The organism is Paenibacillus sp. y28 (assembly GCF_037137075.1).
Classification (GTDB): domain Bacteria; phylum Bacillota; class Bacilli; order Paenibacillales; family NBRC-103111; genus JBBBNV01.
The window spans coordinates 635,621-661,928 of the sequence record NZ_JBBBNV010000001.1 but is presented as its reverse complement, the minus strand read 5'-3'; the positions used below and the strand labels follow the sequence as shown (position 1 = coordinate 661,928).

Annotated in this window: 33 protein-coding genes; 29 read left to right on the top strand and 4 right to left on the bottom strand. The window is 53.1% G+C overall.

Translation table 11 applies throughout. The features are described 5' to 3' along the window. Positions 1-2: 2 nt before the first annotated feature. On the bottom strand, positions 3-938 hold the full coding sequence (locus WBG83_RS03095) for a DUF1385 domain-containing protein (protein WP_442955776.1): 936 nt from the start codon (positions 936-938) through the stop codon (positions 3-5). A 162-nt stretch (positions 939-1,100) separates the two neighbouring features. Between WBG83_RS03095 and WBG83_RS03090 the strand changes: the two genes are divergently transcribed. From WBG83_RS03090 to WBG83_RS03065, 6 genes are all read left to right on the top strand, one after another. Beyond that, the gene (locus WBG83_RS03090) at positions 1,101-1,724 is read left to right on the top strand and encodes a YqhR family membrane protein (protein WP_336742563.1); all 624 of its coding nucleotides are present in this window, start codon (positions 1,101-1,103) and stop codon (positions 1,722-1,724) included. Beyond that, positions 1,721-2,161, top strand: coding sequence for a type II 3-dehydroquinate dehydratase (gene aroQ / locus WBG83_RS03085; RefSeq protein WP_336742561.1), 441 nt, complete (start codon positions 1,721-1,723; stop codon positions 2,159-2,161). Before WBG83_RS03090 ends, aroQ begins: the two co-directional genes overlap by 4 nt. Positions 2,162-2,167: 6 nt before the next feature. Beyond that, on the top strand, positions 2,168-3,238 hold the full coding sequence (locus WBG83_RS03080; protein WP_336742559.1) for a M24 family metallopeptidase: 1,071 nt from the start codon (positions 2,168-2,170) through the stop codon (positions 3,236-3,238). A 32-nt stretch (positions 3,239-3,270) separates the two neighbouring features. Then, positions 3,271-3,828: an elongation factor P gene (gene efp / locus WBG83_RS03075; protein WP_336742557.1), complete on the top strand. Its 558-nt coding sequence runs from the start codon at positions 3,271-3,273 to the stop codon at positions 3,826-3,828. Positions 3,829-3,915: 87 nt separating this feature from the next. After that, positions 3,916-4,641 (top strand): rhamnogalacturonan acetylesterase, encoded by a 726-nt coding sequence (locus WBG83_RS03070; RefSeq protein ID WP_336742555.1) that lies wholly within the window; start codon positions 3,916-3,918, stop codon positions 4,639-4,641. A 108-nt stretch (positions 4,642-4,749) separates the two neighbouring features. Continuing rightward, on the top strand, positions 4,750-6,006 hold the full coding sequence (locus WBG83_RS03065; protein WP_336742553.1) for an aspartate kinase: 1,257 nt from the start codon (positions 4,750-4,752) through the stop codon (positions 6,004-6,006). Here WBG83_RS03065 and WBG83_RS03060 read toward each other — a convergent pair. From WBG83_RS03060 to WBG83_RS03050, 3 genes are read right to left on the bottom strand one after another with little or no spacing between them, the layout of a single operon-like run. Then, positions 6,003-6,464 (bottom strand): DUF441 domain-containing protein, encoded by a 462-nt coding sequence (locus WBG83_RS03060; RefSeq protein ID WP_336742551.1) that lies wholly within the window; start codon positions 6,462-6,464, stop codon positions 6,003-6,005. The two genes, WBG83_RS03065 and WBG83_RS03060, sit on opposite strands and share 4 nt — an antisense overlap. A gap of 18 nt (positions 6,465-6,482) precedes the next feature. Beyond that, the gene (locus WBG83_RS03055; RefSeq protein WP_336742549.1) at positions 6,483-7,244 is read right to left on the bottom strand and encodes a 2-phosphosulfolactate phosphatase; all 762 of its coding nucleotides are present in this window, start codon (positions 7,242-7,244) and stop codon (positions 6,483-6,485) included. Between the two features lie 33 nt (positions 7,245-7,277). After that, on the bottom strand, positions 7,278-8,102 hold the full coding sequence (locus WBG83_RS03050; protein ID WP_336742547.1) for a phosphosulfolactate synthase: 825 nt from the start codon (positions 8,100-8,102) through the stop codon (positions 7,278-7,280). Positions 8,103-8,433: 331 nt separating this feature from the next. Here WBG83_RS03050 and WBG83_RS03045 point away from each other — a divergent pair, with 331 nt between their 5' ends. The 23 genes from WBG83_RS03045 (at position 8,434) to ahrC (ending at position 26,301) form a co-directional block, all read left to right on the top strand. Further along, a complete protein-coding gene (locus tag WBG83_RS03045) occupies positions 8,434-8,697 on the top strand; it encodes a YqhV family protein (RefSeq protein WP_336742545.1) in 264 nt (87 codons plus the stop codon). 78 nt (positions 8,698-8,775) lie between these two features. Next, positions 8,776-9,891: a stage III sporulation protein AA gene (locus WBG83_RS03040; protein ID WP_336742543.1), complete on the top strand. Its 1,116-nt coding sequence runs from the start codon at positions 8,776-8,778 to the stop codon at positions 9,889-9,891. Beyond that, entirely contained in the window at positions 9,885-10,403 is a 519-nt protein-coding gene (gene spoIIIAB, locus WBG83_RS03035) for a stage III sporulation protein SpoIIIAB (protein WP_336742541.1), read from the top strand. Before WBG83_RS03040 ends, spoIIIAB begins: the two co-directional genes overlap by 7 nt. A 33-nt stretch (positions 10,404-10,436) precedes the next feature. Beyond that, positions 10,437-10,640: a stage III sporulation protein AC gene (spoIIIAC, locus tag WBG83_RS03030; protein ID WP_336742540.1), complete on the top strand. Its 204-nt coding sequence runs from the start codon at positions 10,437-10,439 to the stop codon at positions 10,638-10,640. A 10-nt stretch (positions 10,641-10,650) separates the two neighbouring features. Then, positions 10,651-11,040: a stage III sporulation protein AD gene (gene spoIIIAD, locus WBG83_RS03025; protein WP_336742538.1), complete on the top strand. Its 390-nt coding sequence runs from the start codon at positions 10,651-10,653 to the stop codon at positions 11,038-11,040. A gap of 12 nt (positions 11,041-11,052) precedes the next feature. Then, the gene (gene spoIIIAE, locus WBG83_RS03020; protein ID WP_336742536.1) at positions 11,053-12,318 is read left to right on the top strand and encodes a stage III sporulation protein AE; all 1,266 of its coding nucleotides are present in this window, start codon (positions 11,053-11,055) and stop codon (positions 12,316-12,318) included. 19 nt (positions 12,319-12,337) lie between these two features. Continuing rightward, a complete protein-coding gene (spoIIIAF, locus tag WBG83_RS03015; protein ID WP_336742534.1) occupies positions 12,338-13,066 on the top strand; it encodes a stage III sporulation protein AF in 729 nt (242 codons plus the stop codon). Positions 13,067-13,070: 4 nt separating this feature from the next. Beyond that, a complete protein-coding gene (spoIIIAG, locus tag WBG83_RS03010) occupies positions 13,071-13,709 on the top strand; it encodes a stage III sporulation protein AG (protein WP_336742532.1) in 639 nt (212 codons plus the stop codon). A gap of 91 nt (positions 13,710-13,800) precedes the next feature. Then, positions 13,801-14,571: a SpoIIIAH-like family protein gene (locus tag WBG83_RS03005; RefSeq protein WP_336742530.1), complete on the top strand. Its 771-nt coding sequence runs from the start codon at positions 13,801-13,803 to the stop codon at positions 14,569-14,571. 108 nt (positions 14,572-14,679) lie between these two features. Then, the gene (accB, locus tag WBG83_RS03000) at positions 14,680-15,183 is read left to right on the top strand and encodes an acetyl-CoA carboxylase biotin carboxyl carrier protein (RefSeq protein WP_336742529.1); all 504 of its coding nucleotides are present in this window, start codon (positions 14,680-14,682) and stop codon (positions 15,181-15,183) included. 24 nt (positions 15,184-15,207) lie between these two features. Next, entirely contained in the window at positions 15,208-16,563 is a 1,356-nt protein-coding gene (accC, locus tag WBG83_RS02995) for an acetyl-CoA carboxylase biotin carboxylase subunit (RefSeq protein WP_336742527.1), read from the top strand. Positions 16,564-16,695: 132 nt separating this feature from the next. Then, on the top strand, positions 16,696-17,109 hold the full coding sequence (locus WBG83_RS02990) for an Asp23/Gls24 family envelope stress response protein (RefSeq protein ID WP_336742525.1): 414 nt from the start codon (positions 16,696-16,698) through the stop codon (positions 17,107-17,109). 74 nt (positions 17,110-17,183) lie between these two features. Further along, the gene (gene amaP / locus WBG83_RS02985; RefSeq protein ID WP_336742523.1) at positions 17,184-17,741 is read left to right on the top strand and encodes an alkaline shock response membrane anchor protein AmaP; all 558 of its coding nucleotides are present in this window, start codon (positions 17,184-17,186) and stop codon (positions 17,739-17,741) included. Positions 17,742-17,743: 2 nt separating this feature from the next. Beyond that, on the top strand, positions 17,744-17,980 hold the full coding sequence (locus WBG83_RS02980) for a DUF2273 domain-containing protein (RefSeq protein WP_336742521.1): 237 nt from the start codon (positions 17,744-17,746) through the stop codon (positions 17,978-17,980). Between the two features lie 118 nt (positions 17,981-18,098). Beyond that, complete coding sequence (nusB, locus tag WBG83_RS02975; protein ID WP_336742519.1) at positions 18,099-18,560, top strand: transcription antitermination factor NusB; 462 nt, start codon at positions 18,099-18,101, stop codon at positions 18,558-18,560. A gap of 1 nt (position 18,561) precedes the next feature. Further along, the gene (folD, locus tag WBG83_RS02970; RefSeq protein WP_336742517.1) at positions 18,562-19,428 is read left to right on the top strand and encodes a bifunctional methylenetetrahydrofolate dehydrogenase/methenyltetrahydrofolate cyclohydrolase FolD; all 867 of its coding nucleotides are present in this window, start codon (positions 18,562-18,564) and stop codon (positions 19,426-19,428) included. Between the two features lie 13 nt (positions 19,429-19,441). Continuing rightward, entirely contained in the window at positions 19,442-20,815 is a 1,374-nt protein-coding gene (gene xseA / locus WBG83_RS02965) for an exodeoxyribonuclease VII large subunit (protein ID WP_336742516.1), read from the top strand. Next, positions 20,796-21,056, top strand: coding sequence for an exodeoxyribonuclease VII small subunit (xseB, locus tag WBG83_RS02960; protein ID WP_336742514.1), 261 nt, complete (start codon positions 20,796-20,798; stop codon positions 21,054-21,056). The genes xseA and xseB overlap by 20 nt, the downstream gene beginning before the upstream one ends. Positions 21,057-21,104: 48 nt before the next feature. Next, entirely contained in the window at positions 21,105-22,010 is a 906-nt protein-coding gene (locus tag WBG83_RS02955; protein WP_336742512.1) for a polyprenyl synthetase family protein, read from the top strand. A 365-nt stretch (positions 22,011-22,375) separates the two neighbouring features. Next, complete coding sequence (gene dxs, locus WBG83_RS02950) at positions 22,376-24,265, top strand: 1-deoxy-D-xylulose-5-phosphate synthase (protein ID WP_336742509.1); 1,890 nt, start codon at positions 22,376-22,378, stop codon at positions 24,263-24,265. A 42-nt stretch (positions 24,266-24,307) separates the two neighbouring features. Beyond that, positions 24,308-25,162: a TlyA family RNA methyltransferase gene (locus WBG83_RS02945; protein WP_336742507.1), complete on the top strand. Its 855-nt coding sequence runs from the start codon at positions 24,308-24,310 to the stop codon at positions 25,160-25,162. Between the two features lie 231 nt (positions 25,163-25,393). Next, the gene (locus tag WBG83_RS02940) at positions 25,394-25,855 is read left to right on the top strand and encodes a hypothetical protein (protein ID WP_336742505.1); all 462 of its coding nucleotides are present in this window, start codon (positions 25,394-25,396) and stop codon (positions 25,853-25,855) included. Continuing rightward, positions 25,852-26,301, top strand: coding sequence for a transcriptional regulator AhrC/ArgR (ahrC, locus tag WBG83_RS02935; protein WP_336742504.1), 450 nt, complete (start codon positions 25,852-25,854; stop codon positions 26,299-26,301). The genes WBG83_RS02940 and ahrC overlap by 4 nt, the downstream gene beginning before the upstream one ends. Positions 26,302-26,308 lie beyond the last annotated feature (7 nt).

Genomic DNA, 26,308 nt, shown 5'->3' with positions numbered 1-26,308 from the left:
CCTCATTTGTATTGTGCGTCAAGCTCACGCATCCGGTTGAAGGAAGCGATTGAAACCTCGACCATGTGGTCTTCCGGTTCCTTGGTCGTCAGCTTCTGGAGCCACAGGCCCGGATAACCGAGAAAACGAAGAACCGGCATATCCCGCAGGGCATTGGTGAAACGGAGAACCTCGTAAGAGACACCAAGGACCAAAGGCAGCAGAATGAGCCGCTGCAGCAGCCGCTCCCAAATAGAATCATATTGGAAGAAAGAATAAATGATTACTCCGATCAAGACGGTAAACACAATGTAGCTGCTTCCGCAGCGGTAATGCAGGGTATTGAATTTCTGTACGTTGGCGACTGTCAGTTCAACACCGGCCTCATAAGCGCTAATCACTTTATGCTCTGCTCCATGGTACTGGAACAGCCGTTTAATCATCGGCGTCAGGGAAATAAAATAAATGTAGGCGACAAGCAAAATAATTTTGATTAGCCCTTCCAGCAGGTTATGGCCGATCTGGTTCTCGAACAGGCTGCTGAACAACAATTGCTCAAGAAACGGCGGAACGAGGGTAAATACAAACTTGCCGAACAAGAAGGACAGGACACCTACGACAGCAACGCCGAGAATAAGAGACAGCCGGCCCATTGCACCGGGTTCTTCCTTCTTCGCTTCTCCTTCCTGCTGCTCCTCTTCCGCAAATTTCTCCGCGGAGAAATTCAAATGCTGCGCGCCCTTCGCGCTGGATTCTATGATGCCGACAATACCTCGCAGGAGTGGAATTTTTTTCAGTGCTTTCACCCAGCCGATTTCTTTCTTCGGCACCTCTAAAAATTCGATTTCGTTGTTTTGACGACGGACGGCTGTGACATGGACGTGCTTGCCGGCGAACATTACGCCTTCTATGACCGCTTGCCCTCCGTATATGTTTTGATTTTGCGACAAAGAGGCCATCCTCCCAATAGGTTCATATATCATTTTATTTTTCTATTGTAACGGATTCAAGGGGCGATTGCTACCCGGGGTTTTGTCGTTAAATTTCAATTTGGCGGCGCATACTAACAAATAAGCGGCGTTTTAACAGCAGCCATGCGTGAAACAAGGAGAGACAATGTCATGAAAGAATATGGGAATTTGGGTATTAAGAAAAACCGCAAAGAAACGACCAAGTCAACCAATCCGTGGCTTTTCGGTGCAGAAGTCGGCTTTTTTGCAGGCCTTGTCTGGGGGCTGCTCAAATGGGCGGAGGCCTACTTGAAATTTACAACAATCAGCATTGCATTTATGCTGAAGCCCTTTTTGAGCCTTTCATTTCTGGAGTCGGGCTGGGGACAGGCCTTGGGGCTGGGAGCATTCACTTTATTCTCCATCGGCGCGGCGCTTTTGTACACGCTCTTGCTCCGCAAAGCGCCCGGCCCATGGCTGGGAATATTGTACGGAATTTTGTGGTGGGGTGTGCTTTATTTGATCGCTGGTCCCGCGATGGGCATGATGGAGAGGCTCGATAATCTGGATCTAAACACGATTACAAGCGATTTTTGCCTGTTTCTGGTCTGGGGTCTGTTTATCGGCTACAGCATCTCCTTTGAATTCACCGACGATCGGAAGCGCGAGCCGTATGAAGCGGGGACATCCGGTGGAAGCAGCGGGAACGGAGGGGGGCGGACAGAAGAAAATGGTTCTCAAAACCGGGAAGTTTATGGTAAAATGGCTACGTCTAAAAAGAGGGTGATGCAATGAAGCAAATTTTGGTGCTGAACGGGCCGAACCTAAATATGCTGGGTGTCCGGGAGCCCGGTATTTATGGTACAGACTCGCTGCCAGCCATTGAGCAAAGGCTGCGTATTCAAGCGGAGGCGCTTGGGCTGGAGCTGGAGTTTTTTCAATCCAACCATGAAGGCGCGCTAATTGACCGAATTCATGAGGCCTATGGGAAAAAGGACGGGATTTTGATGAATCCCGGCGCATTTACTCATTATAGCTACGCTCTGCGCGATGCGCTCAGCACGGTGAATTTACCGGCAGTAGAGGTACATATGTCCAACATTCACAAACGCGAATCATTTCGGCATGTTTCAGTTATCGCTCCGGTCGTAGTCGGTCAAATCGCCGGCTTTGGAGCACATAGCTATGAGCTTGGTCTTGCTGCGCTACACCAACATTTAAACAAAGGGTGATGCTTCATGATCGCAGAGCGTCTGAAACGGCTGCGGACAGCCTTGGCGGAACAAGGGCTGCCCGCACTTCTTATCTCCAATCCGTATAACCGTAAATACATCACCGGATTTACGGGCTCCTCGGGTTATGTGCTCGTCACGGACAGAGACGCGATCCTGTTCACTGATTTCCGTTACCGGGAGCAAGCCCCCAAGCAGGCCCCGTTGTACCGAATCGTTGAACATGAGCCGCGGGCTATGCTGAGTGTCAGGCAAGTGCTGCAGGAGCTGGGCATATCGGAGCTTGGCTTTGAGCAAAACGGTGTCACCTACGGGGCGTTCCTCAGCTTCGCCGAGGACCTGAAGGGGATACAGCTGCTGCCGACGGATTCCATTGTGGAAAAGCTGCGCATGATAAAGGATGCGGCCGAGCTCAAAATTATGCAGGAAGCAGTAGAGCTTGCGGATCGCGCGTTCACTCATATTCTCGGGTATATCAAGCCTGGGGCGAAGGAACGCGATATTGCACTGGAGCTTGAGTTTTTCCTGAGGAAAAACGGGGCGGCAGGAACATCCTTCGACACCATTGTGGCTTCCGGCGAGCGTTCCGCGCTGCCGCACGGTGTAGCCTCGGATCGGGTGCTGCAGCCCAACGAATTCGTCAAGCTCGACTTCGGCGCGCTGTATCAGGGCTATTGCTCTGACATTACGCGTACGGTATTTATCGGCAAGCCGACGGACCGGCACAAGGAAATTTACCGGATCGTGCTGGAGGCGCAGCTCCATGCTCTGGCGAACTTGCGCCCGGGCATGACGGGCCGGGAAGGCGACAGCTTGACAAGGGATATCATAACGAAGTATGGTTATGGGGATTGTTTTGGTCACGGGACCGGGCATAGCCTCGGCATGCAGATTCATGAGGCGCCGCGTTTGTCGCAAACCTGTGACACCGTGATGGAGCCTGGAATGACGATGACGGTTGAGCCTGGAATTTACATTTCCGGCTTCGGCGGCGTTCGCATTGAAGACGATATTGTCTTTACTGAAACGGGCATTCGCATTTTAACGCATTCAAGCAAAGAATTTCTTTGCTTATAATTTCATTTGTATGATGCAGGAGGAGAACAGCAGTGGTATCAGTTAACGATTTTCGAACAGGCTTAACAATTGAAGTGGATGGAGATCTTTTCTCCGTTGTGGACTTCCAGCACGTAAAACCGGGCAAAGGCGCTGCATTCGTACGCTCCAAGCTCAAAAATCTGCGCAACGGCAACGTCGTTGAGCGTACCTTCCGTGCAGGCGAAGACGTTGGACGGGCACACGTAGAGAACCGCCAGGTTCAATATTTGTATGCGGCTGGCGACGATCATACTTTCATGGACAATGAAACCTACGATCAGTTCGCGCTGACCAGCAAGCAGCTGGAGTGGGAATTGAAATTCCTGAAAGAAAACATGAATGTCAACATCATTAGCTACAAAGGCGAAATTCTGGGCATTAACCTGCCGAACAGCGTTGAGCTGAAGGTGGTTGAAACGGAGCCGGGGATTAAAGGCAACACCGCTACCGGCGCAACCAAAAGTGCGAAGCTGGAAACCGGCTTGAACGTACAGGTTCCGCTGTTCATTAACGAAGGCGATGTGCTGATCATTAACACCGGAGAAGGCAAATACGTTTCCCGTGCATAGCATGTAATTAATGAAAAGCGAATCGGGCAGATGAGCCGCGATTCGCTTTTTTTTACGCTGTACTAAAAAAGGGACAGAGGTGACCAGATGAGTTCGGTTACGGTATATTTAGCAGGTGATTCCACCGTTTCAAGCTACGGGCCGGAGCAATCGCCGAGAGCGGGATGGGGGCAAATGCTGGGGCGTTTCTTTGATGAAACGGTCCGGATTGCCAACGCAGCCTCCTCCGGGCGCAGCTCGAAAAGCTTTATTGATGAGGGCCGGCTGGACGCGATCCTGAGAAGCATTCAGGCGGGAGATTATTTGTTTATCCAGTTCGGGCATAACGATCAGAAGCCGGATGCCGAGCGCCACACCGAGGCAAACGGATCATACCGGGCTTATCTGCAGCAATACATAGACGGAGCTAGGCAGGCGGGGGCTTACCCGGTGCTGGTGACCTCTGTAAACCGCCGTTCCTTCGATGGCCGCGGCCGGTTTGTGCCTACGCATGACGACTACCCTGAAGCGATGCTTCAGCTTGGCCGGGAGCAGAATGTGCCTGTGCTGGATCTATGCAGCCGAAGTGAGGCGCTTTACCGGATGCTGGGGCCGGAGGCCAGCAAAACGCTGCTCCTCTGGCTTGCGCCCGGAGAACATGCGAATTATCCCGAAGGCGAGAAGGATAACACTCATTTTAATGAAACCGGCGCTGTTCAAATTGCGGGGCTGGTCGTTGAATTGCTCAAGGAAGCGGAATTGCCTCTGGTCAACCATTTAAAGGCCTACGAGCCGTATGTGCTGGGATGGTCCAAGGAAATTGTCGAAAATTAGTCATTTGACTAGGACATCTTCGTTCTCACATGAAAATTGTTGCCCTAGCCACAGGGCCGTGTGCTATAATAATGAATTGTTAAATGTCATGGTTAGGAGTGAACCCGTTTGTCTCTAATCGTTATGAAGTTTGGCGGCAGCTCCGTTGGTGATGCCGAACGTATGAACCGAGTAGCAAACCGCATTGTGGAACGTAAGCTGGAAGGGAATCAAATCGTGGTCGTCGTTTCCGCAATGGGAGATACAACTGATGATTTAATCGATTTAGCTGAGAAAATCGCTCCCGAAACGCCTTCGGCGCGGGAGATGGATATGCTGCTCTCAACTGGGGAGCAAGTGTCAGTCGCTCTCCTTTCCATGGCGATTCATAAGCTGGGCCATCAGGCCAAATCCTTTACCGGCTGGCAGGTCGGCATGATTACGGAAGCGGTGCACGGAAAAGCGCGAATTTCGGATATTCGTCCTGAGCGTGTCCACACCGCGCTGGATCAGGGCAATGTCGTGGTCGTTGCAGGCTTTCAGGGAATGACGGAAGACGGAGAAATTACGACACTCGGCCGCGGCGGCTCCGACACAACGGCCGTTGCTCTGGCGGCAGCGATTAAGGCGGATTTGTGCGAAATTTATACAGACGTGGACGGCGTCTATTCAACCGACCCCCGTGTGGTTAAGGTTGCCCGCAAGCTGAATGAAATCTCGTATGATGAGATGCTGGAGCTTGCCAATTTGGGTGCGGCTGTGCTGCATCCGCGCGCCGTGGAATACGCGAAGCATTATAATGTGAATCTCGTTGTTCGTTCGAGCTTCACCAAAAATGAAGGCACGTTAGTGAAGGAGGAAGCAGTCATGGAGCAGGGAGTTGTCGTCCGCGGCATCGCCTATGATAAAAATGTGGCCCGCATCAGCATTTTGGGCGTAGAAGAGAAGCCGGGTCAGCTTGCCAAGGTGTTCAACGCGCTGGCGGATCAAAAAATTGACGTGGACATCATCGTGCAAAGCGGAGTTCGCGACGGCGCAGCAGATTTCTCGTTCACCGTTTCGTTGTCCGATGCGGACAAAGCGATTTCCGTCATTGAAGGCATTAAATCATCGGTAGGCTTTAAGGAAGCGACCTCCGAGACGGACCTTGTGAAGGTGTCCATCGTTGGGGCGGGCATGGTCAGCAACCCGGGTGTTGCAGCCAAAATGTTCGATACGATTTCTTCCCTGGGCGTCAGCATCAACATGGTTAGCACCTCGGAAATCAAATGCTCATGCGTGATTGGCAGCGTACATTTGCAGGATGTTGTCCGCGCGCTGCATACCGCATATGACCTGGATACAGACAATCAGGCGTATGTAGGCGGACCGTCGGAACGCCGCTAAATTTTCCCGGCCAAATAACTGGCGATTTTCATCAGCAGCGCTGTAATTCCGGCGGCCATCAACGGACCGACCGGAATTCCGCGCAAGAAGATAATGCCAAATATGGAACCAATAACAAGACCCACAATTAATTGTGGGTCTATTTTTAATAGGGCCAGCCCTTTGCCGTTCATGTAGGTTGCAATAGCGCCCCCGGCCAAAGCCAATATCCCCGGCCATGATGTAAAGACCGACATCAAATCTTTGTATGTGATTCGTTCGCTCGCGAACGGAACCAAGACACCCATCATCAGAAACAGCAGGCCAATCTCCAGGCTGCGCCGTTCTACGGTCGGCAAGAACCGCTCCAGGTGAATCAGCTTCATGATGAGCAGAATGCATGCCGCAGTCGTAATAATGTGGGAGCGTCCAATAAGCCCGATGACAATCAGTATGACGAGCAGCAGTTCTCCATTCATCAGCCTATCCCTGTCCTTTCAATACGGTTTGCTTTCATTGTATGAAGGGGGACAAGATTTAGAACCGGGGAGCGCGCGCAGCAGCAAGCCATCCTTCACTGCAGGCACCGTGCTCCAGCGGCTAGTTTGGGCGCAAAACAGCACATCCTTCTCAAAGCCGAGACGAGACAGCTTGCGTCCGTTGGAGCAGGCAAGCAGCATGGCTTCAAGCTGCGGAGCGCACTGGAGGTAAGCGCGATGCAGCATGGTGCCCAGGTCATCCATATTTTCCAAGTCAAGCCCTAGCCGGCGCAGCTCCTCCAGCAGCATGCCTGCGCATAAGCCGTCCTCGAACGCAAATTCATCATTGGTCCCGGCGCAAATCAGCACCACATCCCGCTTCAGTTCCATAATATAAGCGGCGCAGGCCGTAACATTCAGCAGCGAGGCTGCAAGGATGTGGGCGGCCGGCTTGCATTTATGCAGTGCACGTGTGCCGTTGGTTGTCGTCAAAATCAGCTTGCGCCCCGCAAGCTCCGGGCTGTGGTATTCCAACGGGGAGTTGCCAAAGTCGAAACCGGCGATTTTGCGGCAGAAGCGCTCTCCGCCAAGCAAATCGCCCGGCTCCTGCAGCAGCTTCGCCTGATGAACGGTTTCCACTGGCACAATGGCCCGGCAGCCGTGCTCCAAGGCAGTGACCATCACGCTAGTGCCCCGCAGCACATCAATGACGACGGCCGTTCGGTGCTGCAGCGTGTCACTTCGTATACCGTCCACGCCGGAGACAACATGAACATTCATGAGACAGCCACCCTCCTTCGGCCGATTTTCCAGCTATATTTCATAGGTCAGTTCCGGCTCCACATGCCCCAGATCGAATGTGTCCGCCCGAAGTCCTCGCCGGAGGGCTTCCAGAGAGAAGACGTCCTGCGGAGAAATGTTGCCTAAACTAACATCCGCGCCAACAGACTTAATCAGCTGCACCTGTCCGCTTTTATTCGGGGCCTCCCACAGCAAGTGGTCACTTTGCGGAATTTGTTCCAGGATCCGGAACACCAGCTCCTGATTGCACTCCCCTTGTGTATCATAAATCCCCACGCCGCTGCCGGATTCCCTGCCTTCGATTGTGACCAGCTCTGCTCCAAGCGACAGGTCCAATTCAACCGTTTCGCCCAGTGTGTTCAGCTCTATCGCAGAGCCCTGCAGCTTCTTTCCGTACTCGGTAAACACACGCAGGCCTTCCTCGCTTCCCCGCCGGATGAGCCGGCTCCGCAGAGAACGTTCCATTTCAATGGTGCCGTCCGATATTTCTACGCCGGTGAAGCCAAACTGCAGCAAATTGTCAAAAAAAGCGGGAACAGCCTGCTGGCGTACCGCAACCTCCAGGAAGGTCCCGCCGGGAAAGACGCAAATCTGATGCTCTGCGGCAAGCTGAAGCTTGTGACGGAGCAGGGAGGCCGGATAAAGGGGCGAAGTGCCGAATCCGATTTTGATCAAATCAATATGTGACGCTGCGCTCTGCAGCATATCCTTGAAAGCATGCAGGCCGAGTCCCTTGTCAATGACCATCGTGAGTCCTGTTTTGCGGGGCTTGGCGGCCCGTATTCCGCTCGGGTCACAGAGTTCGTTTTGCCAGGTGAAGCAGGAGGTTAAATCCATATCCAGTCTCCTTACTTGTAGTGGTGGTAATCGCCAGGGAATGGGCTTGAGACGAGAAGCTTCTGCTTGCAGCACTAGGAAGGCAGATGCTTTTGCCGGCGCGCGGCTGCTTTCGTCCCGAAGCCAGGATTCACCGGACTTTTAAATCTGTGAGCAATATATGCAGTGTCGGCTGGGGAGGTGCCCAGCGGCCCGGCCGCCTTGGTGGACGCAGCGCTGATGTTGGGGTTTACGTGAAGTTCTTGCCGTGCCGCAGCAGAAGATAAATCTAAATTGAAGCCGGTCCGCATACAAATGAAGCACAGATAAGGAAGTGAAGGGAGGAAGAGGGATGGACAAAGCGGTGCTGGCGATGGCGTTATTGCGTGTGCTGTCCGGGAGCATTGAGCTGACGGCCGCCTATTTGATTTACCGGTTCAATCAGGTCGATAAAGCGCTTCTGGTCAATTCCAGCCTGGCGTTAGTCGGTCCGCTCATTTTCATCGGCGTTACCGCCGTGGGGATGATTCATTTGGCCGACAAGCTCTCGTTTAGCAAGCTGCTGTGGGTGCTGCTGGGCGTCAGCTGTATTTTTATCGGCATTCTGAAAAAATAGTGTACAAGTCATAATTTCGTCGGCCAAGCATACATATGGATATAACAACGGACAACTTGGGGAAATGGGGGAGAAGGCATGGAGACGTTGCTTGCGCTTTTGCCGCAGCCCTTGCATCCGCTGCTGCTGCGCCTTCCTGCAAGTGTACTCGCTTCGATGGAGGAAATTCGTATCCGCGAGAATCGTCCGCTGGAGTTGATTGATGCCGCCGGCTACCGCTTCGTATCCCCGCAAGGAGAGCTTCTCATCGAGCCTGACAGGGCCTACCGGGTTACCCGGGAAGATATCCGGCAATTGCTGGAGCGGGTGACGAAGCATTCGCTCTATACGTTTGAGGAGGAGCTTCGGCGCGGCTACATTACGATCGAAGGCGGACATCGTATCGGCCTTGGCGGCAGAACGGTGCTCGAGCACGGACAAGTCAAGCTGATCCGGGACATTTCAAGCTTTAATCTGCGGATTGCCCGTCAGCGGCTGGGCATCGGTCAGTCTGTATTGCCCGTTCTGTGGGATGAGGCGCACTGCAGCGTGCATCATACCTTGGTCTTATCGCCGCCGCAGTTGGGCAAGACGACGCTTCTTCGCGACTTGGCCCGGATGATCAGCAGCGGGGGGTGGCAGTCAGAACAGGCAGATCAGGCAAATTCAGCCCGCACCGCCCCGATGGGTCCTTCCTTTCGTATAAGCACCGGACACCGGAGGCAGGAGCAGCCAGCCGAGTGCTTGCGGCCGCCGGGCCTGAAGGTAGGCATCGTAGATGAGCGATCCGAAATCGCGGCGTGCGTCAAAGGGGTTCCCCGCTTTGATGTAGGCCCGCGCACAGATGTGCTGGACGGCTGCCCCAAAGCGGAAGGGATGATGATGATGCTCCGTTCGTTGTCGCCGGATGTGCTCGTGGTTGACGAGATCGGCCGGGCCGAAGACGTACAGGCTATACGGGATGCCGCTTCTGCAGGAATTCGCCTGCTCGCGACGGCTCATGCGTCCAGCTTCGAGGAGGCCATGGAACGGCCGTTTCTGCGGGAACTGCTCGTTCCGCCGTTATTTGGCCGAATTGTGCTGATCCATCGCCACGGGCAAAGGCGTCACGGGGAAGACGAAGCCAGCCGCAGCTATACAGTGCTCAGCGGTGCCGGCGGGGAGATAGGTCCGCACCGGATTCATGCAGGAAAGCAGGCTGGAATCCAATGGTAAAGCTGCTGGGGGCGGCAATTATACTTATGGCGGCAACGCTGATTGGATTTGCCAAGGCGGCTCAGTACAGCGCACGGCCTCGTCAGCTCCGGGAATGGATTTCGATTCTGCAGCGTCTGGAAACAGAGATTGTATATGCAGTCACCCCGCTGCCGGAGGCGCTGTCAACCATTGCCGGCCATACCCCGGAGCCGCTTGGCCTGCTGTTGAAGCAATTGGCCGATCGGCTTGAGCGGCCGCAGGGCGATGCGGCGGCGCTGGTATGGCGGGACGTGCTGCGGCGGGCATGGCCGGGTACTGCGCTTAAGCAGGGGGAGCTGGATATTTTGCTGCGGCTTGGCAGCACGCTTGGATTGACCGACAGGGAGGACCAGGTGAAGCATGTCCGGCTGGCTATCGGCCGTCTTCAGGCGGAGGAGGCCGCGGCTCGGGAGGAAGAACGGCGTTACGAGCGCATGTGGAAAAGCTTGGGGGCGCTAATCGGCGCGCTTGTGGTTGTGCTGATGTATTGACATGCGAGGCTGTGAAGCGAGAGGGTGCCATGAATGAATGTAGATGTCAACGCCATCTTTCAAATCGCCGGAATTGGCATCATCGTGGCGATGATTCACACCGTTTTGAAAACGATGGGCAAGGAAGATATGGCGCACTGGGTGACGGTCATCGGGTTTGTCGTGGTCCTGTTTATGGTGGTAAGCCTGCTTGATGATTTGTTCAAGGAAATCAAAACGATCTTCCTGTTCCAGTAGGTGAATGCCGATGGAGATTATTCAAATTGTCGGCCTTGGCTTTATTGTAACGGTGCTGACGCTTATCTTGAAAGAGCAGAAGCCGCTGTTCGCTTTTTTACTCGTTACCGTGACCGGTTTGTTTATTTTCTTGTTCCTGATCGAGAAAATATCAGCGATTATTGAAATTCTTGAGCAGCTTGCGCAGGCGTCGGGAATTAAAACGATTTTTCTGAAAACGATCCTGAAAATTATCGGTATTGCCTACATTGCGGAGTTTGGAGCACAAATCATCCGGGATGCCGGCCAGGAATCGATAGCCTCCAAGGTGGAGCTGGCCGGCAAAGTCCTCATTATGGTCATGGCCATTCCGATTATCAGCATCATTATTGAAACAGTAATTCAATTATTGCCCGTTTGAGAGGTGAGCGTGATGCAGCGAGGCAAAAGCCCGCCCGTTATTCCATGGAAGCCGATGCGGCAGGAGCGGCCGATGCTGAGCTTCGTGCTGCTGATGCTGCTCTGCTTCTGGTTCGGTTTATGGCAAGGGCAAACGGAGGCGATGGCGCCATCTGCACCGAGCCAGAATCAATTTGAGGGGGGCGCCGTCGAGCCGCTTGTGAAGGAGCAGACGCAGTCGATGGATACGGCCCAGGTGGAGGAGTACTGGAACAAGCTGATGCAGCAGTACAAGGGCTATTTCCCCGATAACAGGACACCGTCGTTTACGGATATGCTGGTTCCCGGCGGAGACGGCTTCAGCATCAGCTCGCTGCTTAGGGGATTTATAAACTACTTTCTGCATGAGATTCTGGTTAGCGGCAAGCTGCTGGCGTCGATTGTTATTCTTACTGTATTCAGCATGCTGCTCGAAACGCTGCAAAGCGCTTTTGAGAAAAATGCCGTGAGCAAAATCGGCTATGCCATCGCCTATCTTGTCTTAATGATTATTGCTGTCAACAGCTTCAGTATTGCAATCGGATACGCCAAAACAGCCATTTCCGGCATGATTCATTTCATGATGGCGATGGTGCCGCTGCTGCTCACGATGCTGGCCTCGATGGGCAGCCTGCAGACAGTCGCCGTGCTTCATCCGTTGTTTGTGTTTATGATTCACGCGGTCGGCACACTGATTTATGTCGTTGTATTTCCGCTCTTGTTTCTGTCGGGCGTGCTGCACATTGTCAGCAGCTTCAGCGACCGGTATAAGGTGACACAGCTGGCGAATTTCATGCGGACGGTAAGTGTTGGAATACTTGGGGTGCTGGTTACCGTTTTTCTCGGTGTGCTGACTGTACAGGGGGCGGGCGGCGCGGTAACGGACGGCGTTACCTTGCGTACTGCCAAATACGTGACGAGCAATTTCGTTCCGGTTGTCGGGCGGATGTTCTCCGATGCGACCGACACGGTAATCGGCGCATCGCTATTGATCAAAAATGCGGTCGGTGTGGCCGGCGTAGTGATTCTGATTTTCCTCTGCGCCTTTCCTGCGATCAAAATATTAACCTTGGCGGTGATTTATAATTTGTCCGCTGCAGTGCTGCAGCCCCTCGGTACAAGCCCTATCGTCGGATGCCTGGAAGTGATTGGGAAAAATCTGATTTATGTGTTTGCCGCGCTCGCCGTTGTGGGGCTTATGTTTTTCCTGGCGATTACGATGCTCATTGCGGCTGGAAATGTGGCGCTGATGATGCGTTGAGGCCGGGGAGGGTGAAGCCATGATGGAATGGATTGGCGCATGGCTGAAGCAGTTGATTTTAATGCTTTTGCTGGCGGGGTTTGCCGACCTGCTTCTGCCAACGAATCAGATGCAGCGGTATGTACGGACGGTGCTTGGCCTGCTTCTGCTGATGACGCTGCTGACTCCGGTTCTGACTTTATTTCGCCAGGAATGGGACGAACAGAAAATCGCCGTGGCGATGCAGCAAATCGATCAAGCGGGACGGACGGAAGAAGGGATGGGGCTCAAAGAAACGCAGCTTGCCGACATTCTGGACAAATCGGAACAGCTGAAGGCGCGGAACGGAGAGCAGGCCCGCAAGCTGCTGGAAACGGAGCTGGCCACAGCGATCCAACAAGGCCTGGAGACGGAACACCCGGGTGTTAAGCAGGTTCAGGTAACAACGGAGCTGGATAAAAACGGACAGCCGCGCGTAGCTGAAGTGCAGGTCGTCCTTTATGACATAGATAACCGATCTGGCACAGCAAGAGAGGAGAGCAGCCGGGCGGCGCAGGTGCAGCCTGTCACGCCTGTACCGCCTGTCGCTCCGGTGAATGCGGGAGCAAGGCAGGTGCAGAGTGAGGCATCGAGCAGGTCGAAGCCTGCTGCCGCCGCAATGCAGAACGAAAGCAAGGAGAAGCTGCGGCAAAGCATTGCCGCGGGCTGGCCGGTCCGCCCGGATCAAATTAAGCTGCTCTATGAGGCAGAGCTGAAGCAGGTGAGGTGAGACGATGCAAAATTGGTGGAAACGGATGGAACAATGGTTTGGCGGCGGACCGGGCGGGGGAAAGCGGGTCTCGACCCTGCGCTGGCTGCTCCTGCTGGGCCTCATTGGAGTGGCGCTGATGCTGATGAATTCATTCTGGAGCAAGCAGGATTTCAGCATCCTTGGGGACAGCCGCGCTTCTCCCCCGTATCCCGAGCAGCCGGCCTTCTCGGGCGGCGCGAGCGGAAGCCAGCCGCAGGAGTTCAAAGATGCCGAGGCGGTCTATCAGCTGAAAATAAAAGAAATTTTACAAAAAATCGTCGGGGTCGGGGATGTTGAGGTGCTGATTACTCTGGATACCAGCGAGGAGATCGTCGTTCAGCAAAACACGCGGGATACACAGCAAGTAACGAACGAGAATGATAACAACGGCACCAAACGAACCGTGACGGATATGAGCCGTACCCAGGATGTTGTCACGGTGCAGGGATCGGGCGGACAGCAGCCGGTCATTGTCAAGCGCATCCAGCCGAAAATCAGAGGCATTGTTATCGTAGCTGTCGGGGCTGAGAATTTGACTGTGAAAAAGATGGTCGTCGAAGCGGTCTCCCGCGGGCTCGACGTCCCGACGCACCGCGTTTCGGTGCTGCCGCGGAAACAATAAATGGCTTCTTCCCGAGAAGCCGGGCCGCTCTAAAAATGTGGCGAACAACAAACCATGTTGAAAATTCCAAGGATGTTGAGGAGGAAGCGCAATGAACAACAAACGGCAAACGATTTGGCTCGTATCCATGCTAAGTCTGATGGTGGTTCTCTCGGCGTATTACTTATTTACCGACGACGTCAAAAACTTCGATATCGCGCAGAACGGCAAGAGTGTCACAGTAAACGAGATAAAGCTGGATTCCCCGGGCGCCCCGTCAGGTCAGACGGCAGCAGGCACAGAGCAAGCAGGCAAGGCGACCGGCGCAGCCGGAGCTTCGCAGCAGGCGGCAGGCACTCAGAGCACGGCCAAAACAGACGCCTCCTCCACATCAACCGGAACGGGCAGCGGCGCTTCCGGCAGTGCGGCGAGCAAGGCAGGCACGGCCTCAACCGGTGCAGCGGCGTCTTCCGGCTCCCAGGGCGTATCAGCCAAGGATGCGCAGGTGCTGAAGCAGCTGGAGAGCGCAGCCAAAACAGGCGGCGATTATATCGCGCAGATTCAAATGAAGCGGAGCGACGAATGGGATAAAAAGTACGAGAATTTGTATAAGCTGATTACTGACACCAAGCAGGCTATTGATCGGGATAAGGCGATGACCGAGCTGCAGAAGCTTCAAGATATGCAGGAGAAAATCGATAATCTGGAGGGCACCCTGTCCCAGGAATTCGCCCAGGCGGTCGTGTCGGAGGAAGACGGCAAATGGAATGTTGTTGTACAGGCGGCGAAGCTGGAGAAAAGCCAGGCGGTGAGCATTGTAGATCAGGTGATGAAGGAAATGGGCGTCGGGCCTGAAAAAATTGTCGTGAAATACGTAAATTAATCGAGGCTGCAGCTGTGGGAAAGGGTCCGGGGAACTGGACTCTTTCCATTTCTTTCGTTTATGTTATAATAACAACGTCGCGGTTATCCAAAACGTAGGAGTGAGTGCATGTTCAAGTTGAGTGAAATCAAGGAACTGATTAAGCTTGTGGATCAGACCTCCGTACAGGAGCTGGAGATTGAGAATGAAGGCTCCCGTCTGTCGATTCGCAAACCGAATAAAACCGAATCTGTTGTTGTTTCTGCAGCTCCGCAAGCTTATGCGCCTGTGGTTACCCAGGCCCATACGGCGATTCCGGCAGGACAAGCCGTTCAAGTAACTGCAGAGGGAGCTGGCGAGCCGGCTCAGCCGCAGGCTGCCGCACACGATAACTTACATAAAATCGTTTCGCCTATGGTCGGCACGTTCTACAGCGCCCCATCTCCGGGAGCTGCCTCGTTTGTCCAGGCCGGGGACCGTGTTCATGAAAAATCTGTGGTTTGCATCGTAGAGGCAATGAAGCTGATGAATCCGCTGGAAGCCGAAGTGAAGGGCGAGATTGTGGACATTTTAGTGGAGAACGGCCAACTGGTCGAATACGGACAGCCGCTGTTCCTGGTCAAGCCGGAGTAGTGTGCACGGGAGGAAGAAGAATCAATGAAGTTTCATAAGGTATTAATCGCCAACCGCGGCGAAATCGCCGTGCGCATAATTCGCGCCTGCCGCGAGCTGGGGATTTATTCGGTGGCTGTTTATTCCGAAGCGGATCGCGATGCGCTGCATGTACGGCTTGCTGATGAAGCGTACTGTATCGGTCCGGCACTCTCGAAGGACAGCTATCTGAACTTCACCAATCTGATGAGTGTCGCCACCTTGACGGAGGCGGACGCGATTCATCCCGGCTACGGCTTCCTCGCCGAGAACGCTGACTTTGCGGAAATATGCGAAAGCTGCAACATTACCTTTATTGGCCCGTCGCCGGAGGCGATCAGCAAAATGGGTGACAAATCGGTAGCCAAGCAGACGATGAAGGAAGCGGGCGTTCCTGTCATTCCCGGCTCCGACGGACTGATAGAGGATTTGGACGAAGCCATCCGTCTCGGACGGGAAATCGGTTATCCTGTGGTCATTAAAGCGACCGCGGGCGGAGGCGGCAAGGGCATCCGCATCGCTGAGAACGAAGAACAGCTGGTCGATATGATTACAGCCGCACAGCAGGAAGCGGAGAAGGCGTTCGGCAATGCTGGCGTCTATCTGGAGAAATTCCTTACCGGCATGAAGCACGTAGAAATCCAGATCATTGCGGACAAGCATGGCAATGCTGTCCACCTCGGAGAGCGGGACTGCTCGATACAGCGCCGCCGCCAGAAGCTGGTTGAGGAAGCGCCTTGCCCGATCCTTTCCCCGGAAGTGCGCAAAGAGATGGGGGAGGCGGCTGTTCGTGCCGCGAAGGCCGTGAACTATTCCGGCGCCGGGACACTGGAGTTTCTGCTTGGGCCGGACGGGAAATTTTATTTTATGGAAATGAATACGCGGATTCAGGTGGAGCATCCGGTAACCGAGATGGTAACCGGTGTTGACCTGATCAAGGAAATGATACGCGTTGCGGAAGGCAATCCGCTTTCATTCACCCAGGAGGACGTCGTTATCGATGGCTGGGCTATCGAATGCCGGATTAATGCGGAGGATCCAAGCCGGAACTTTATGCCTTCCGCCGGTCAAATCAAATTTTATTTGCCGCCAGGCGGTCTGGGTGTGCGCGTAGACAGCGCCGCCTATCAGGGCTATAGCATTCCGCCTCACTATGATTCCATGATCGCCAAGCTTATCGTGTGGGCGCCTACCCGGGAAGAGGCTGTCGCACGCATGAAACGGGCGCTTAGTGAATTTGCAGTAGAGGGCGTGCATACCACCATCCCGTTCCATTTGAAGCTGATGGACAATGTACGGTTCCATCAGGGCGATTTTGATATCAAGTTTCTTGAAGAACATGATATAATGGTAGAAGGATAAAAATTCCCGTCATTCTTGTATGAATTTCATCCCATTTTAGACGGATAGCGGACACATATTTGTCATATTTTAATTGAAATGGTATAGTAATGAGTACGAGACGGGCTACAAATTAGGGAGGTGTTTGACCCAATGAATACATTGGCACCTGATTTTGTGAGAACTGAAATGGGCAGTATTCAAATTGCGCCTGAAGTAATCGAAATTATTGCCGGTTTGGCGACTGTAGAGGTACCGGGCGTGGCTGGAATGAGCGGCGGCTTCGCAGGCGGGATTTCCGAATTGCTTGGACTTAAAAATTTATCCAAAGGCGTTAAGGTTGACGTCGGCCAGCGCGAGGCTGCGGTTGATGTCTCCATTATTATTGAGTTCGGCTCCAAGATTCCGGAGGTTGCTTCCGGCATCCAGCAGAACGTCAAGAACGCGATTGAATCTATGACAGGCCTTCATGTCGTTGAAGTGAATGTTCATGTGCATGATGTTCATATCAAGGCGGCGGAGAAGCCGGTTGAAGAAGAAGAAGCACCGGTAAATCGAGTAAAATAACGAATAAACCCGAGACCCCCTGCCGCCTTGAGCGGTACTGGGGGCTTCTCTACGATGTGGAAGGAGACCTGACGTTGGCAAAAGTGTTGGACAGGCTGCTGTTATTTGTTTACAGCATTATTATAGGCGTCATCTCAGTTGCTGTGCTGCTTCTCTCCTCTGCGATTATTCCGAAAGAGACCTCATCTCTTGCGCTCGATAAAGTTTACCTTGAACCGTCTGTCGCGTATCCGACGATTATTGTTTCCGTTGTTATGCTGCTGCTCAGCTTGCGGATGTTCTATATTACTGTACGACGCGGGCGCAGCCAAGCGCCGTCGATTGATCAGCGTACAGACTACGGAGACATCCGCATTTCGCTGGAGACTGTGGAGAATCTGGCGCTGAAAGCAGCCGGGCGTGTACGTGGTGTCAAGGATTTGAAAACCCGCGTCAATGTAACGGATTCCGGACTTGATATTGTGATTCGAGCCGTAGTTGACGGGGAAAGCTCTATTCCGGACTTAACGGAAGAGGTGCAGCGGAACGTTAAATTGCATGTAGAAGAAATTACAGGCATACCGGTAGCTGGCGTAGCGGTGTTTGTTGCGAATATTTTGCAGACGAATACCTTTAAGAGCAGGGTGGAATAGAGGTGTTGCCAGTGTGGAAGGAATTGTGGGAGCACCATCGGGGCAAATGTATTGGCGTTGCCGGCGGTCTGTTTTTTGGGCTCATATATTTAATTAGCGGTTTTTGGGATATGCTGATCGTAGCGGCGCTGCTTGCCATCGGTTATGAGGCCGGCAAGCGGGTTGATCGGGGACAGCGTCTGCCTACCTGGGAGGACGCGGCCAGATGGCTGTCCGAGCGGTGGGGAATGTTCCGCTAATGCTGAAGGAGGAGAGGCGCTGAGCGCGTCCTCTTTTTGCCTTTAACAGCAGTTCTATGACTGCGGCACAGTGGATGACGGTTTACAAAGAACAATTTAACTGGGGGCAAAAATAAGCATGAAACGCAGACTGGCAAGGGAACTGGCGCTGCAAAGCCTGTACCAAATGGAAATGAATGAAGTGGGGGCGCGCGCAGCCATTGCCATCACCATTGAAGAGGCGCAGCATGATAATGAAGCGGGTCTGGAAGTGGCCGGCAGCACGATCTCGGAGCAGTATGTGCAGGAATTGGTCGAAGGTGTAATGGTGCGTAAAGCGGACATTGACGATACGCTGGCGCAATATTTAAAAGGCTGGAAAATGGATCGCTTGTCCCGCGTAGATCGGCAGGTGCTCCGTTTGGCTGCCTATGAGCTTATTTACCGTGAGGATGTGCCGCCGAAGGTTGTGGTAAACGAGGCGATTGAGCTGTCCAAGCATTTTGGAACAGAAGAATCGGGCAAGTTCGTCAACGGGGTTCTTGGCAAAATGCTGAAGGAACTGGATCAAATCAAAGAGAAGACGCAAGGGGGCGTTTAGGGTGACAGCACAAATCATTAACGGGAAAGAGTTAATTCCGTCCGTACGGGCCCAAATCGCAGAGGAAGTCCGCGAGCTTACCGGACAAGGAGTCAAGCCAGGACTGGCTGTCGTTCTTGTTGGAGATGATCAGGCATCGGCTGTATATGTTCGCAATAAGGCCAAGTCGTGCGAGGAGGTCGGAATTTATTCCGAAGTGCACCGCTTGCCGGGAGAAACGACCCAGGAAGAGCTGCTTAAGCTGGTTGCTCAGCTTAATGCCGCAGACAACATTCACGGGATTCTCGTGCAGCTTCCGCTGCCGAAGCATATTGAAGAGAAAGCGGTTATCGATGCCATCCGTGCGGATAAGGACGTCGACTGCTTCCACCCGATCAATGTCGGTAACCTCATGATTGGAGACGACGGCTTCTTGCCTTGTACGCCTTCAGGGGTTATGGAGATCTTGCGCCGGACAGGCGTCAGTGTAGCCGGCAAAAAGGCTGTTGTCATCGGACGCAGCAATATCGTCGGAAAACCGATGGCGCTGCTGCTGCTTCGCGAACATGCTACAGTAACGGTGTGTCATTCCAGAACAGCCAATATGGAAGAAATTACACGGGAAGCGGATATTTTGGTCGTTGCGATCGGAAAGGCCAAATTCGTTAAGCGCAGCTTTGTTAAGCCGGGAGCGGTTGTTATTGACGTCGGAATGAATCGGGACGAGAACGGCAAGCTGTGCGGGGATGTGGATTTCGACGATGTGAAGGAAGCGGCCGGCGTCATTACTCCGGTACCGGGTGTTGTCGGCCCGATGACCATTACGATGCTGCTGCAAAATACGCTCGAAGCCGCCCGCCGTCTTCATCAAGCTGCTGTAAAGGCCTAAGGGGTAGTGCCCAATGAGCCGGAATCCGGATGCAATTTTATCGATAAAAGAATTAACCCGTTACATTAAAATGAAGCTGGAAGGCGATCAAGTGCTCCAGGACGTCTGGGTGCGGGGGGAAATCTCCAATTTCACCCGGCATTCCAGCGGCCACATGTACTTCACGCTTAAGGATGAAGCCAGCCGAATGAAATGCATCATGTTCGCCTCGCATAATGCGAGGCTTGCTTTTATGCCCAAGGAGGGCATGAAGGTGCTGGCCCGGGGCAGCTTGTCGATTTACGAGCGGGACGGGCAGTATCAATTGTATTTGACACAGATGCAGCCGGACGGAATTGGGAGCCTTTTCCTTGCCTTCGAGCAGCTGAAACGGCGCTTGGAGGAGGAGGGGCTGTTTCGGGCCGAACGGAAAAAGCCGCTGCCGCCTATCCCGCAAGCGATAGGTGTTATTACTTCCCCTACCGGAGCGGCGGTTCGTGATATTATTACGACGCTGCAGCGGCGCATGCCGACGGTACAGGTGCTCTTGTTCCCTGTTCTAGTTCAAGGAACACAAGCTGCAGCTTCGATCGCAAAGGCGATTGAAGCGATGAACAGCCGAGCGGAGGTTGACGTACTGATTGTGGGCCGAGGCGGCGGCTCCTTGGAGGAGCTGTGGGCGTTTAACGAAGAAATCGTAGCCCGGGCAATTCACCGTTCACAGCTTCCCGTCATATCTGCGGTCGGTCACGAGACAGATTTCACCATTGCGGATTTCGTAGCCGATTTGCGGGCGCCGACGCCGACTGCTGCGGCCGAGCTTGCCGTTCCTCACCATCTGGAGCTGAAGCAGCAGCTGCAGCAATATAGCCAGCGGCTCAAGAACGGGCTGACCCGCCAGCTGCAGGCCGGCAGGGAGCGTCTTGCCCGGGTGCGGCGCTCTCCGTATTTGACTCAGCCGCAAAAGCAGCTGCTGCAGCCTGCTGAGCGTCTGGACCGTCTGCAGGAGCAGCTGGTTTACCGGATGCGCGCCCTGACAGCGGCTTCCCGCCAGCAGCGGATGCTGCTGGAGCAGCGTGTTTCAGCGGCAAGCCCGGCTGCCAAGCTGGAGCTTGCCTATGAGCGGCGCGGCGCACTTCAGCGGCGCCTGTTACAAGCAATAAGCAGGACACATAAGGACTATGGTCAGCGTTATGCGATGGCGCTGAAGCAGCTGGATGCGCTTAGTCCATTGAAGGTCATGTCCCGCGGGTATAGTCTTATCTATGACGAAAAGCAAAAGCAGCTAATAAAATCGACCAAACAAGTGCAGCTTGGCGATATTGTCAAGATTAGGCTCGCGGACGGACGGCTGGATTGCCATGTCTGGTCTATGGAGGAGAACGAAGATGAGCAAGGAAACGAATAAGGAAGTTCCCAAGGAAGCGGCTGAGCTGAGCTTTGAGCAGGCGATGGACAAGCTGGAGCATATTGTGGCCAATCTGGAAAGCGGAGACGTGCCGCTGGAGCAAGCGATTGAGCTGTTCCAGGAAGGAATGAAGCTCTCTATGCTGTGCGGACAAAAGCTGGATCAGGTGGAACGAAAAATTGAAGTGCTAATCGAAGAGAACGGCGGTTTAACCCGCAAGCCGTTTACACCCGCAGAATAATTTCAGTGCGTACAATGATTATACTAGCGATAGATAGGAGTAACTTCGATGCTTCAGCAATTATCGATCGAACAATACTTGAAACATCAGGCTTCTGAAGTGGAGCAGGCGCTGCGGCAAGCAGTTCCTGCAAGCTGGAATGTGCCTGCCAGGCTGCGTGAAGCGATGGATTACTCCCTTCATGCTGGAGGGAAACGGCTTCGTCCTATTTTGGTGCTGGCTGCGGCGGAAGCATTGGGAGGACGTTTGGAGGCGGCGATGCCTGCAGCCTGTGCGATTGAGATGATTCATACATATTCCCTCATCCACGATGATCTTCCCGCGATGGATAATGATGATTTTCGGAGAGGGAAACCGACCAATCATAAGGTTTTTGGCGAAGCCATGGCGATACTTGCCGGAGACGGCTTGCTGACACACGCGTTCTACAGCATTGTTCAGGCTTCCCTTCAGCATGGTGTTCCAGCGGAACGGGTACTTGCCGTGGTTGCCGATTTGGCTGAGCTGGCAGGCGCCAGAGGAATGGTCGGCGGTCAGGTGGCGGATATGGAAGGGGAGCAGGGCTTAACAAGCATTCATGAGCTTGAATTTATTCACCTTCACAAAACGAGCGACCTGATTGTGTTTTCGTTAAAAGCCGGTGCGCGTATCGCGGGCGCAGGCGACCCAACCCTTGCTGCGCTTGAACGGTTTGGAACTGCGCTTGGACTCGCCTTTCAAATTCAGGACGATATTCTGGATGTGATCGGGGACGAATCGAAGCTCGGTAAGCCTGTGCATAGCGATGAAGGAAACCAAAAGGTCACTTATCCGTATTTCATAGGGATAGAAGCATCTCAGGACAAGGTAAAAGAATTGACCGCGGAAGCCCAGAAGGCGCTGCTTGAGGCCGACTTGCCTTATCCGGAGCGATTACTGCAAATTGCCGAGTTTTTGATGCGCCGGGATCATTAATCCCGTCACTTCATTATCAGACGCTTAAGACTGTTTTATAACTGCTTATTGCAGTTGAGGATGCTATAATAATAACATTCGGCGATCATATCAGATGAAAACGCCCAAACCAAGCGGCTTGTCGACCATTGAGCGTTTTCATCTGCATGTGATATAATGATTGGCAAGGCGTTATAAGCCCATAAGAATCATTGAGGTAGTCTGCACGTGGTGAAGCGCGCGCATGACGGTGGTTAATTTCAGATCATGTACGGCCCGCTATGCTGCTCAGGAGCGTTTAGCAGAGCAACGGCATGCCGGGTCGTTTTCATTGAAGCATACAATCGCATTTCAATAACAAAAATAACGGAAAAGGGGGTTCAAGCGTGCTCCTTGATCGCATTAATCAGCCTGAAGATTTGAAGCCGCTGACCATTTCCGAATTGGAAACGCTGGCACAGCAAATTCGTGATTTTTTAATTGAAAATTTGTCCGCAACCGGAGGCCACCTGGCTCCGAATCTGGGCGTTGTTGAACTAACTCTTGCAATTCATTACTTATTTGACAGCCCACGGGACAAGTTTATTTTCGACGTCGGCCATCAGTCGTATGTACATAAAATATTGACAGGCCGCAAGGATCGCTTCGATACGCTGCGGAAGTACAAAGGACTGTGCGGATTTATTAAACGCTCGGAGAGCGATCACGATGTCTGGGAAGCGGGACACAGCAGCACGTCGCTTTCCGCAGCAATGGGAATGGCGCTTGCCCGTGATCTGAAGCAGGAAACGAACCGCGTCGTAGCCATTATCGGTGACGGCGCGCTCACAGGCGGTATGGCATTGGAGGCATTAAACCATATCGGCCACGAGAAGCGTAAAATGATGGTCATCTTGAATGACAATGAAATGTCCATCGCTCCCAATGTCGGGGCGCTTCATAACTATTTGGGCAGAATCCGGTCGGATCGTCATTATGTGAAGGCCAAGGAAGAGCTGGAAGGCCTGCTGCGCAAAATCCCGGCAATTGGCGGCACACTGGCCAAAACCGCGGAACGTGTCAAAGACAGCTTAAAGTACATGCTCGTTTCCGGCATGCTGTTTGAAGAATTCGGCCTGACGTATTTGGGTCCGATTGACGGCCATAATTTGTCCGCTTTGCTGGAAGCTCTGAAGCAGGCTGACAATGTAGACGGTCCGGTGCTTGTCCATGTCATTACCCGCAAGGGGAAAGGCTACTCGCCGGCTGAGGCGGACTCGCATACGTGGCACGGAATCAGCCCGTACAAAATAGAATCCGGACAGGTTTTAAAAGCGGTGGGACCGCCGATGTATACGGAGGTATTCGGGAATACGCTTATCGAGCTGGCAGAGCAGGATTCCCGGATTGTTGCGGTGACCCCGGCGATGCCAGGGGGATCAGGGCTGCTTAAATTTGCGGCAGCTTTTCCTGATCGCATGATTGACGTAGGGATCGCCGAGCAGCATGCGGCAACGCTCTGTGCTGCGCTCGCCATGGAAGGCATCAAGCCGGTGTTTGCTGTATATTCGACCTTCCTGCAGCGGGCTTACGATCAAGTGGTACACGATATTTGCCGTCAAAATCTGAATGTAGCCTTTGCCATTGACCGCGCCGGATTCGTGGGTGCGGATGGCGAGACGCACCAGGGCGTCTATGATATCGCATTCCTCCGCCATGTGCCCAATCTGGTGCTGATGATGCCGAAGGATGAGAACGAATTGCGCCATATGCTCAAAACGGCTATGGAATACAATGATGGACCGATTGCCGTGCGTTATCCGCGTATGAACGGTGTAGGGGTGAAGCTTGATGAAGCCTTGCAGCCGCTGCCAATCGGGACTTGGGATGTTGTCAGAGAAGGGGATGGCGCAGCGATTTTGGCGATCGGCCCGATGGTTCAGCTTGCGGAAGAGGCAGCCGATATTTTGAAGAAGGACGGCATGAATGTGCTTGTGATCAATGCCCGATTCATCAAGCCGCTGGATGAGGCAATGCTGATGCAGCTTGCTAAAGAGAGACGGAACATTTTGACGCTGGAGGAAGGCTCGCTTTTAGGCGGATTTGGAAGCAGTGTGCTTGAATTTTACGCTGAACGCGATATTTCGGACCTGCATGTCAAGCCGCTCGGTGTACCGGATGTTTTCGTCGAGCATGGCTCTGTAAAGGAGCAGCGGGCTGAAATTGGGCTGACCGTGGAGCAGATTGTTCACGAAATCAAAGCAATGATGCCCAAAATCCAGCGTCAACGGGCATAGCCCGGATAGGCGCTACTATGAAGCAGCAAGGAGAACGTACCTTTGAATGCATCGGATAAAAAAGACCGGATCGACGTGCTTCTGGTAGAACAGAAGCTGTTCGAGAGCAGGGAAAAAGCACAGGCCGCCATTATGGCTGGCCTTGTTTTTGCGGATGGAGAGAAAATCGAAAAAGCCGGGACGAAGCTGCCTCGTACAGTTGAATTGACCGTAAAAGGAGCGCTTCATCCCTATGTAAGCCGCGGAGGCTTGAAACTGGAGAAGGCCTTGAAGCAATTCGGGCTGGATTTGAATGATGCGGTTATGATCGATATTGGCTCGTCCACAGGCGGCTTTACGGATTGTGCGCTTCAGAATGGGGCCAGTCATGTTTATGCAGTTGATGTCGGCTACAATCAATTGGATTGGTCCCTGCGCAAAGACCCGCGGGTTACGGTTATGGAACGCACCAACTTCCGGTATATGAAGCCGGAACAGCTAAATGGACCGCTTCCGACCTTTGCCAGCATCGATGTGTCCTTTATTTCCCTGAAGCTGATTCTTCCTCCCTTAGCTGCGATATTGCAGCCGGGAGGCCGGGTTGTGGCGCTGATCAAGCCCCAATTCGAGGCAGGGCGAGAGAAGGTCGGCAAAACGGGCGTTGTTCGTGATGCTGCCGTTCATCGTGAAGTCATCCACATGATTTTGAGCTTTGCCCAAAATACGGGCTTTCAAGTCGAGGGCTTGACATACTCGCCGATTACCGGCGGTGAAGGCAACATCGAATTTCTCGTGTGTCTGCGCCTTCCTGATTCACAGGAGCCCGTTCAAGCAGTGGACGAGGCTGTGTGGCAGGCTGAAGCGGAACGCGTTGTTGCGGAGGCGCGCGCTGCCCATCATCCGAACTCATCGACCTGATCTCAGGTTGATGAGTTTTTTCATATGACGCTACAAAAAATTTGATCAGCCTGAAATTCGTAATCTATCCCATTTGGAGGAGTACAGAAATCAATAGGTAGATGCTAATAATTACTATATATAGAAATTAATGATGAGTAAAAGTGCCCTATTCAACAAAAATGCAAATAAATGTTCCCATAAAAGAAGGAATTTTGCCCGTCATCGCGAAATAGGTAGCGAGGTGATGACATGCATCAAGGCGACGGATGGATTGTCGTGTTTGTCATCGTGGTGCTGACAGCAGGAATTGTAGTCTGGTTATGGCGTTACTTCACATCGAATCGGCTTGGGGTTTCGTTGCCAGAAGGAAACCTGGAGAATGTCAGCGAGGAACTGGCGGCGATGCTCGAGGAGTATGGCTTCGAAGTGACCGGCGGCAAAATCAAATGGCCCGTGTCCGTATCGGTAGATGAAGTGGAATTACCGCCAGCCGGAATTATTGTAGATGCTTTTGCAACCCGTAACGGGCAGTATTATGTTGTTCGCATTGCGCGGCCCAGCCAGGTCATGGAATGGAACGCGAAGTCGATACGGGATCGGCTGCTGATGTACGCACTGCTGTTTCCTGAGGCCCGGGGTATCGTATATATCGACCCGGATGAGGACAGTCTTCATGTAATTGAGTTCGAAATTGATAGGAGGAGCTTATGAAAGGCCATCGTCATATGAAAATCAGACAAATTATTTCTACGGGGGAAATTGAAACACAGGATGAGCTGGTGGATGCGCTGCGCAGTGCAGGCTTCCATGTAACCCAGGCAACGGTATCCCGGGATATTAAGGAGCTGCATTTGGTGAAGGTGCCGCTTGACGACGGGCGTTATAAATACTCCCTGCCGGCGGATCAGCGCTTTAACCCGCTGCAAAAGCTGAAACGAAGCTTAAATGATAACTTTATACATATTGATTTTACCGAAAACTTGGTCGTCATGAAGTGTCTCCCGGGAACGGCTAATGCGATCGGCTCCCTGATTGACAGCTTGGAATGGCCGGAGATTATGGGGACGATTTGCGGGGATGACACCATTTTAATTATATGCCGAACGAAGGAACAAAGCGGTCAAACCGTTCAACAGTTTTTATCGATGTTGTCCTGATTTCGTC

Bases quoted from the DNA above. Each gene is read 5' to 3' on its own strand.
- WBG83_RS03095 (WP_442955776.1), bottom strand. From the start codon at position 938: ATGGCCTCTTTGTCGCAAAATCAAAACATATACGGAGGGCAAGCGGTC.
- WBG83_RS03090 (WP_336742563.1), top strand. From the start codon at position 1,101: ATGAAAGAATATGGGAATTTGGGTATTAAGAAAAACCGCAAAGAAACG.
- aroQ (WP_336742561.1), top strand. From the start codon at position 1,721: ATGAAGCAAATTTTGGTGCTGAACGGGCCGAACCTAAATATGCTGGGT.
- WBG83_RS03080 (WP_336742559.1), top strand. From the start codon at position 2,168: ATGATCGCAGAGCGTCTGAAACGGCTGCGGACAGCCTTGGCGGAACAA.
- WBG83_RS03070 (WP_336742555.1), top strand. From the start codon at position 3,916: ATGAGTTCGGTTACGGTATATTTAGCAGGTGATTCCACCGTTTCAAGC.
- WBG83_RS03060 (WP_336742551.1), bottom strand. From the start codon at position 6,464: ATGAATGGAGAACTGCTGCTCGTCATACTGATTGTCATCGGGCTTATT.
- WBG83_RS03055 (WP_336742549.1), bottom strand. From the start codon at position 7,244: ATGAATGTTCATGTTGTCTCCGGCGTGGACGGTATACGAAGTGACACG.
- WBG83_RS03050 (WP_336742547.1), bottom strand. From the start codon at position 8,102: ATGGATTTAACCTCCTGCTTCACCTGGCAAAACGAACTCTGTGACCCG.
- WBG83_RS03045 (WP_336742545.1), top strand. From the start codon at position 8,434: ATGGACAAAGCGGTGCTGGCGATGGCGTTATTGCGTGTGCTGTCCGGG.
- WBG83_RS03040 (WP_336742543.1), top strand. From the start codon at position 8,776: ATGGAGACGTTGCTTGCGCTTTTGCCGCAGCCCTTGCATCCGCTGCTG.
- spoIIIAB (WP_336742541.1), top strand. From the start codon at position 9,885: ATGGTAAAGCTGCTGGGGGCGGCAATTATACTTATGGCGGCAACGCTG.
- spoIIIAC (WP_336742540.1), top strand. From the start codon at position 10,437: ATGAATGTAGATGTCAACGCCATCTTTCAAATCGCCGGAATTGGCATC.
- spoIIIAD (WP_336742538.1), top strand. From the start codon at position 10,651: ATGGAGATTATTCAAATTGTCGGCCTTGGCTTTATTGTAACGGTGCTG.
- spoIIIAE (WP_336742536.1), top strand. From the start codon at position 11,053: ATGCAGCGAGGCAAAAGCCCGCCCGTTATTCCATGGAAGCCGATGCGG.
- spoIIIAF (WP_336742534.1), top strand. From the start codon at position 12,338: ATGATGGAATGGATTGGCGCATGGCTGAAGCAGTTGATTTTAATGCTT.
- spoIIIAG (WP_336742532.1), top strand. From the start codon at position 13,071: ATGCAAAATTGGTGGAAACGGATGGAACAATGGTTTGGCGGCGGACCG.
- WBG83_RS03005 (WP_336742530.1), top strand. From the start codon at position 13,801: ATGAACAACAAACGGCAAACGATTTGGCTCGTATCCATGCTAAGTCTG.
- accB (WP_336742529.1), top strand. From the start codon at position 14,680: ATGTTCAAGTTGAGTGAAATCAAGGAACTGATTAAGCTTGTGGATCAG.
- accC (WP_336742527.1), top strand. From the start codon at position 15,208: ATGAAGTTTCATAAGGTATTAATCGCCAACCGCGGCGAAATCGCCGTG.
- WBG83_RS02990 (WP_336742525.1), top strand. From the start codon at position 16,696: ATGAATACATTGGCACCTGATTTTGTGAGAACTGAAATGGGCAGTATT.
- nusB (WP_336742519.1), top strand. From the start codon at position 18,099: ATGAAACGCAGACTGGCAAGGGAACTGGCGCTGCAAAGCCTGTACCAA.
- xseA (WP_336742516.1), top strand. From the start codon at position 19,442: ATGAGCCGGAATCCGGATGCAATTTTATCGATAAAAGAATTAACCCGT.
- xseB (WP_336742514.1), top strand. From the start codon at position 20,796: ATGAGCAAGGAAACGAATAAGGAAGTTCCCAAGGAAGCGGCTGAGCTG.
- WBG83_RS02955 (WP_336742512.1), top strand. From the start codon at position 21,105: ATGCTTCAGCAATTATCGATCGAACAATACTTGAAACATCAGGCTTCT.
- WBG83_RS02940 (WP_336742505.1), top strand. From the start codon at position 25,394: ATGCATCAAGGCGACGGATGGATTGTCGTGTTTGTCATCGTGGTGCTG.
- ahrC (WP_336742504.1), top strand. From the start codon at position 25,852: ATGAAAGGCCATCGTCATATGAAAATCAGACAAATTATTTCTACGGGG.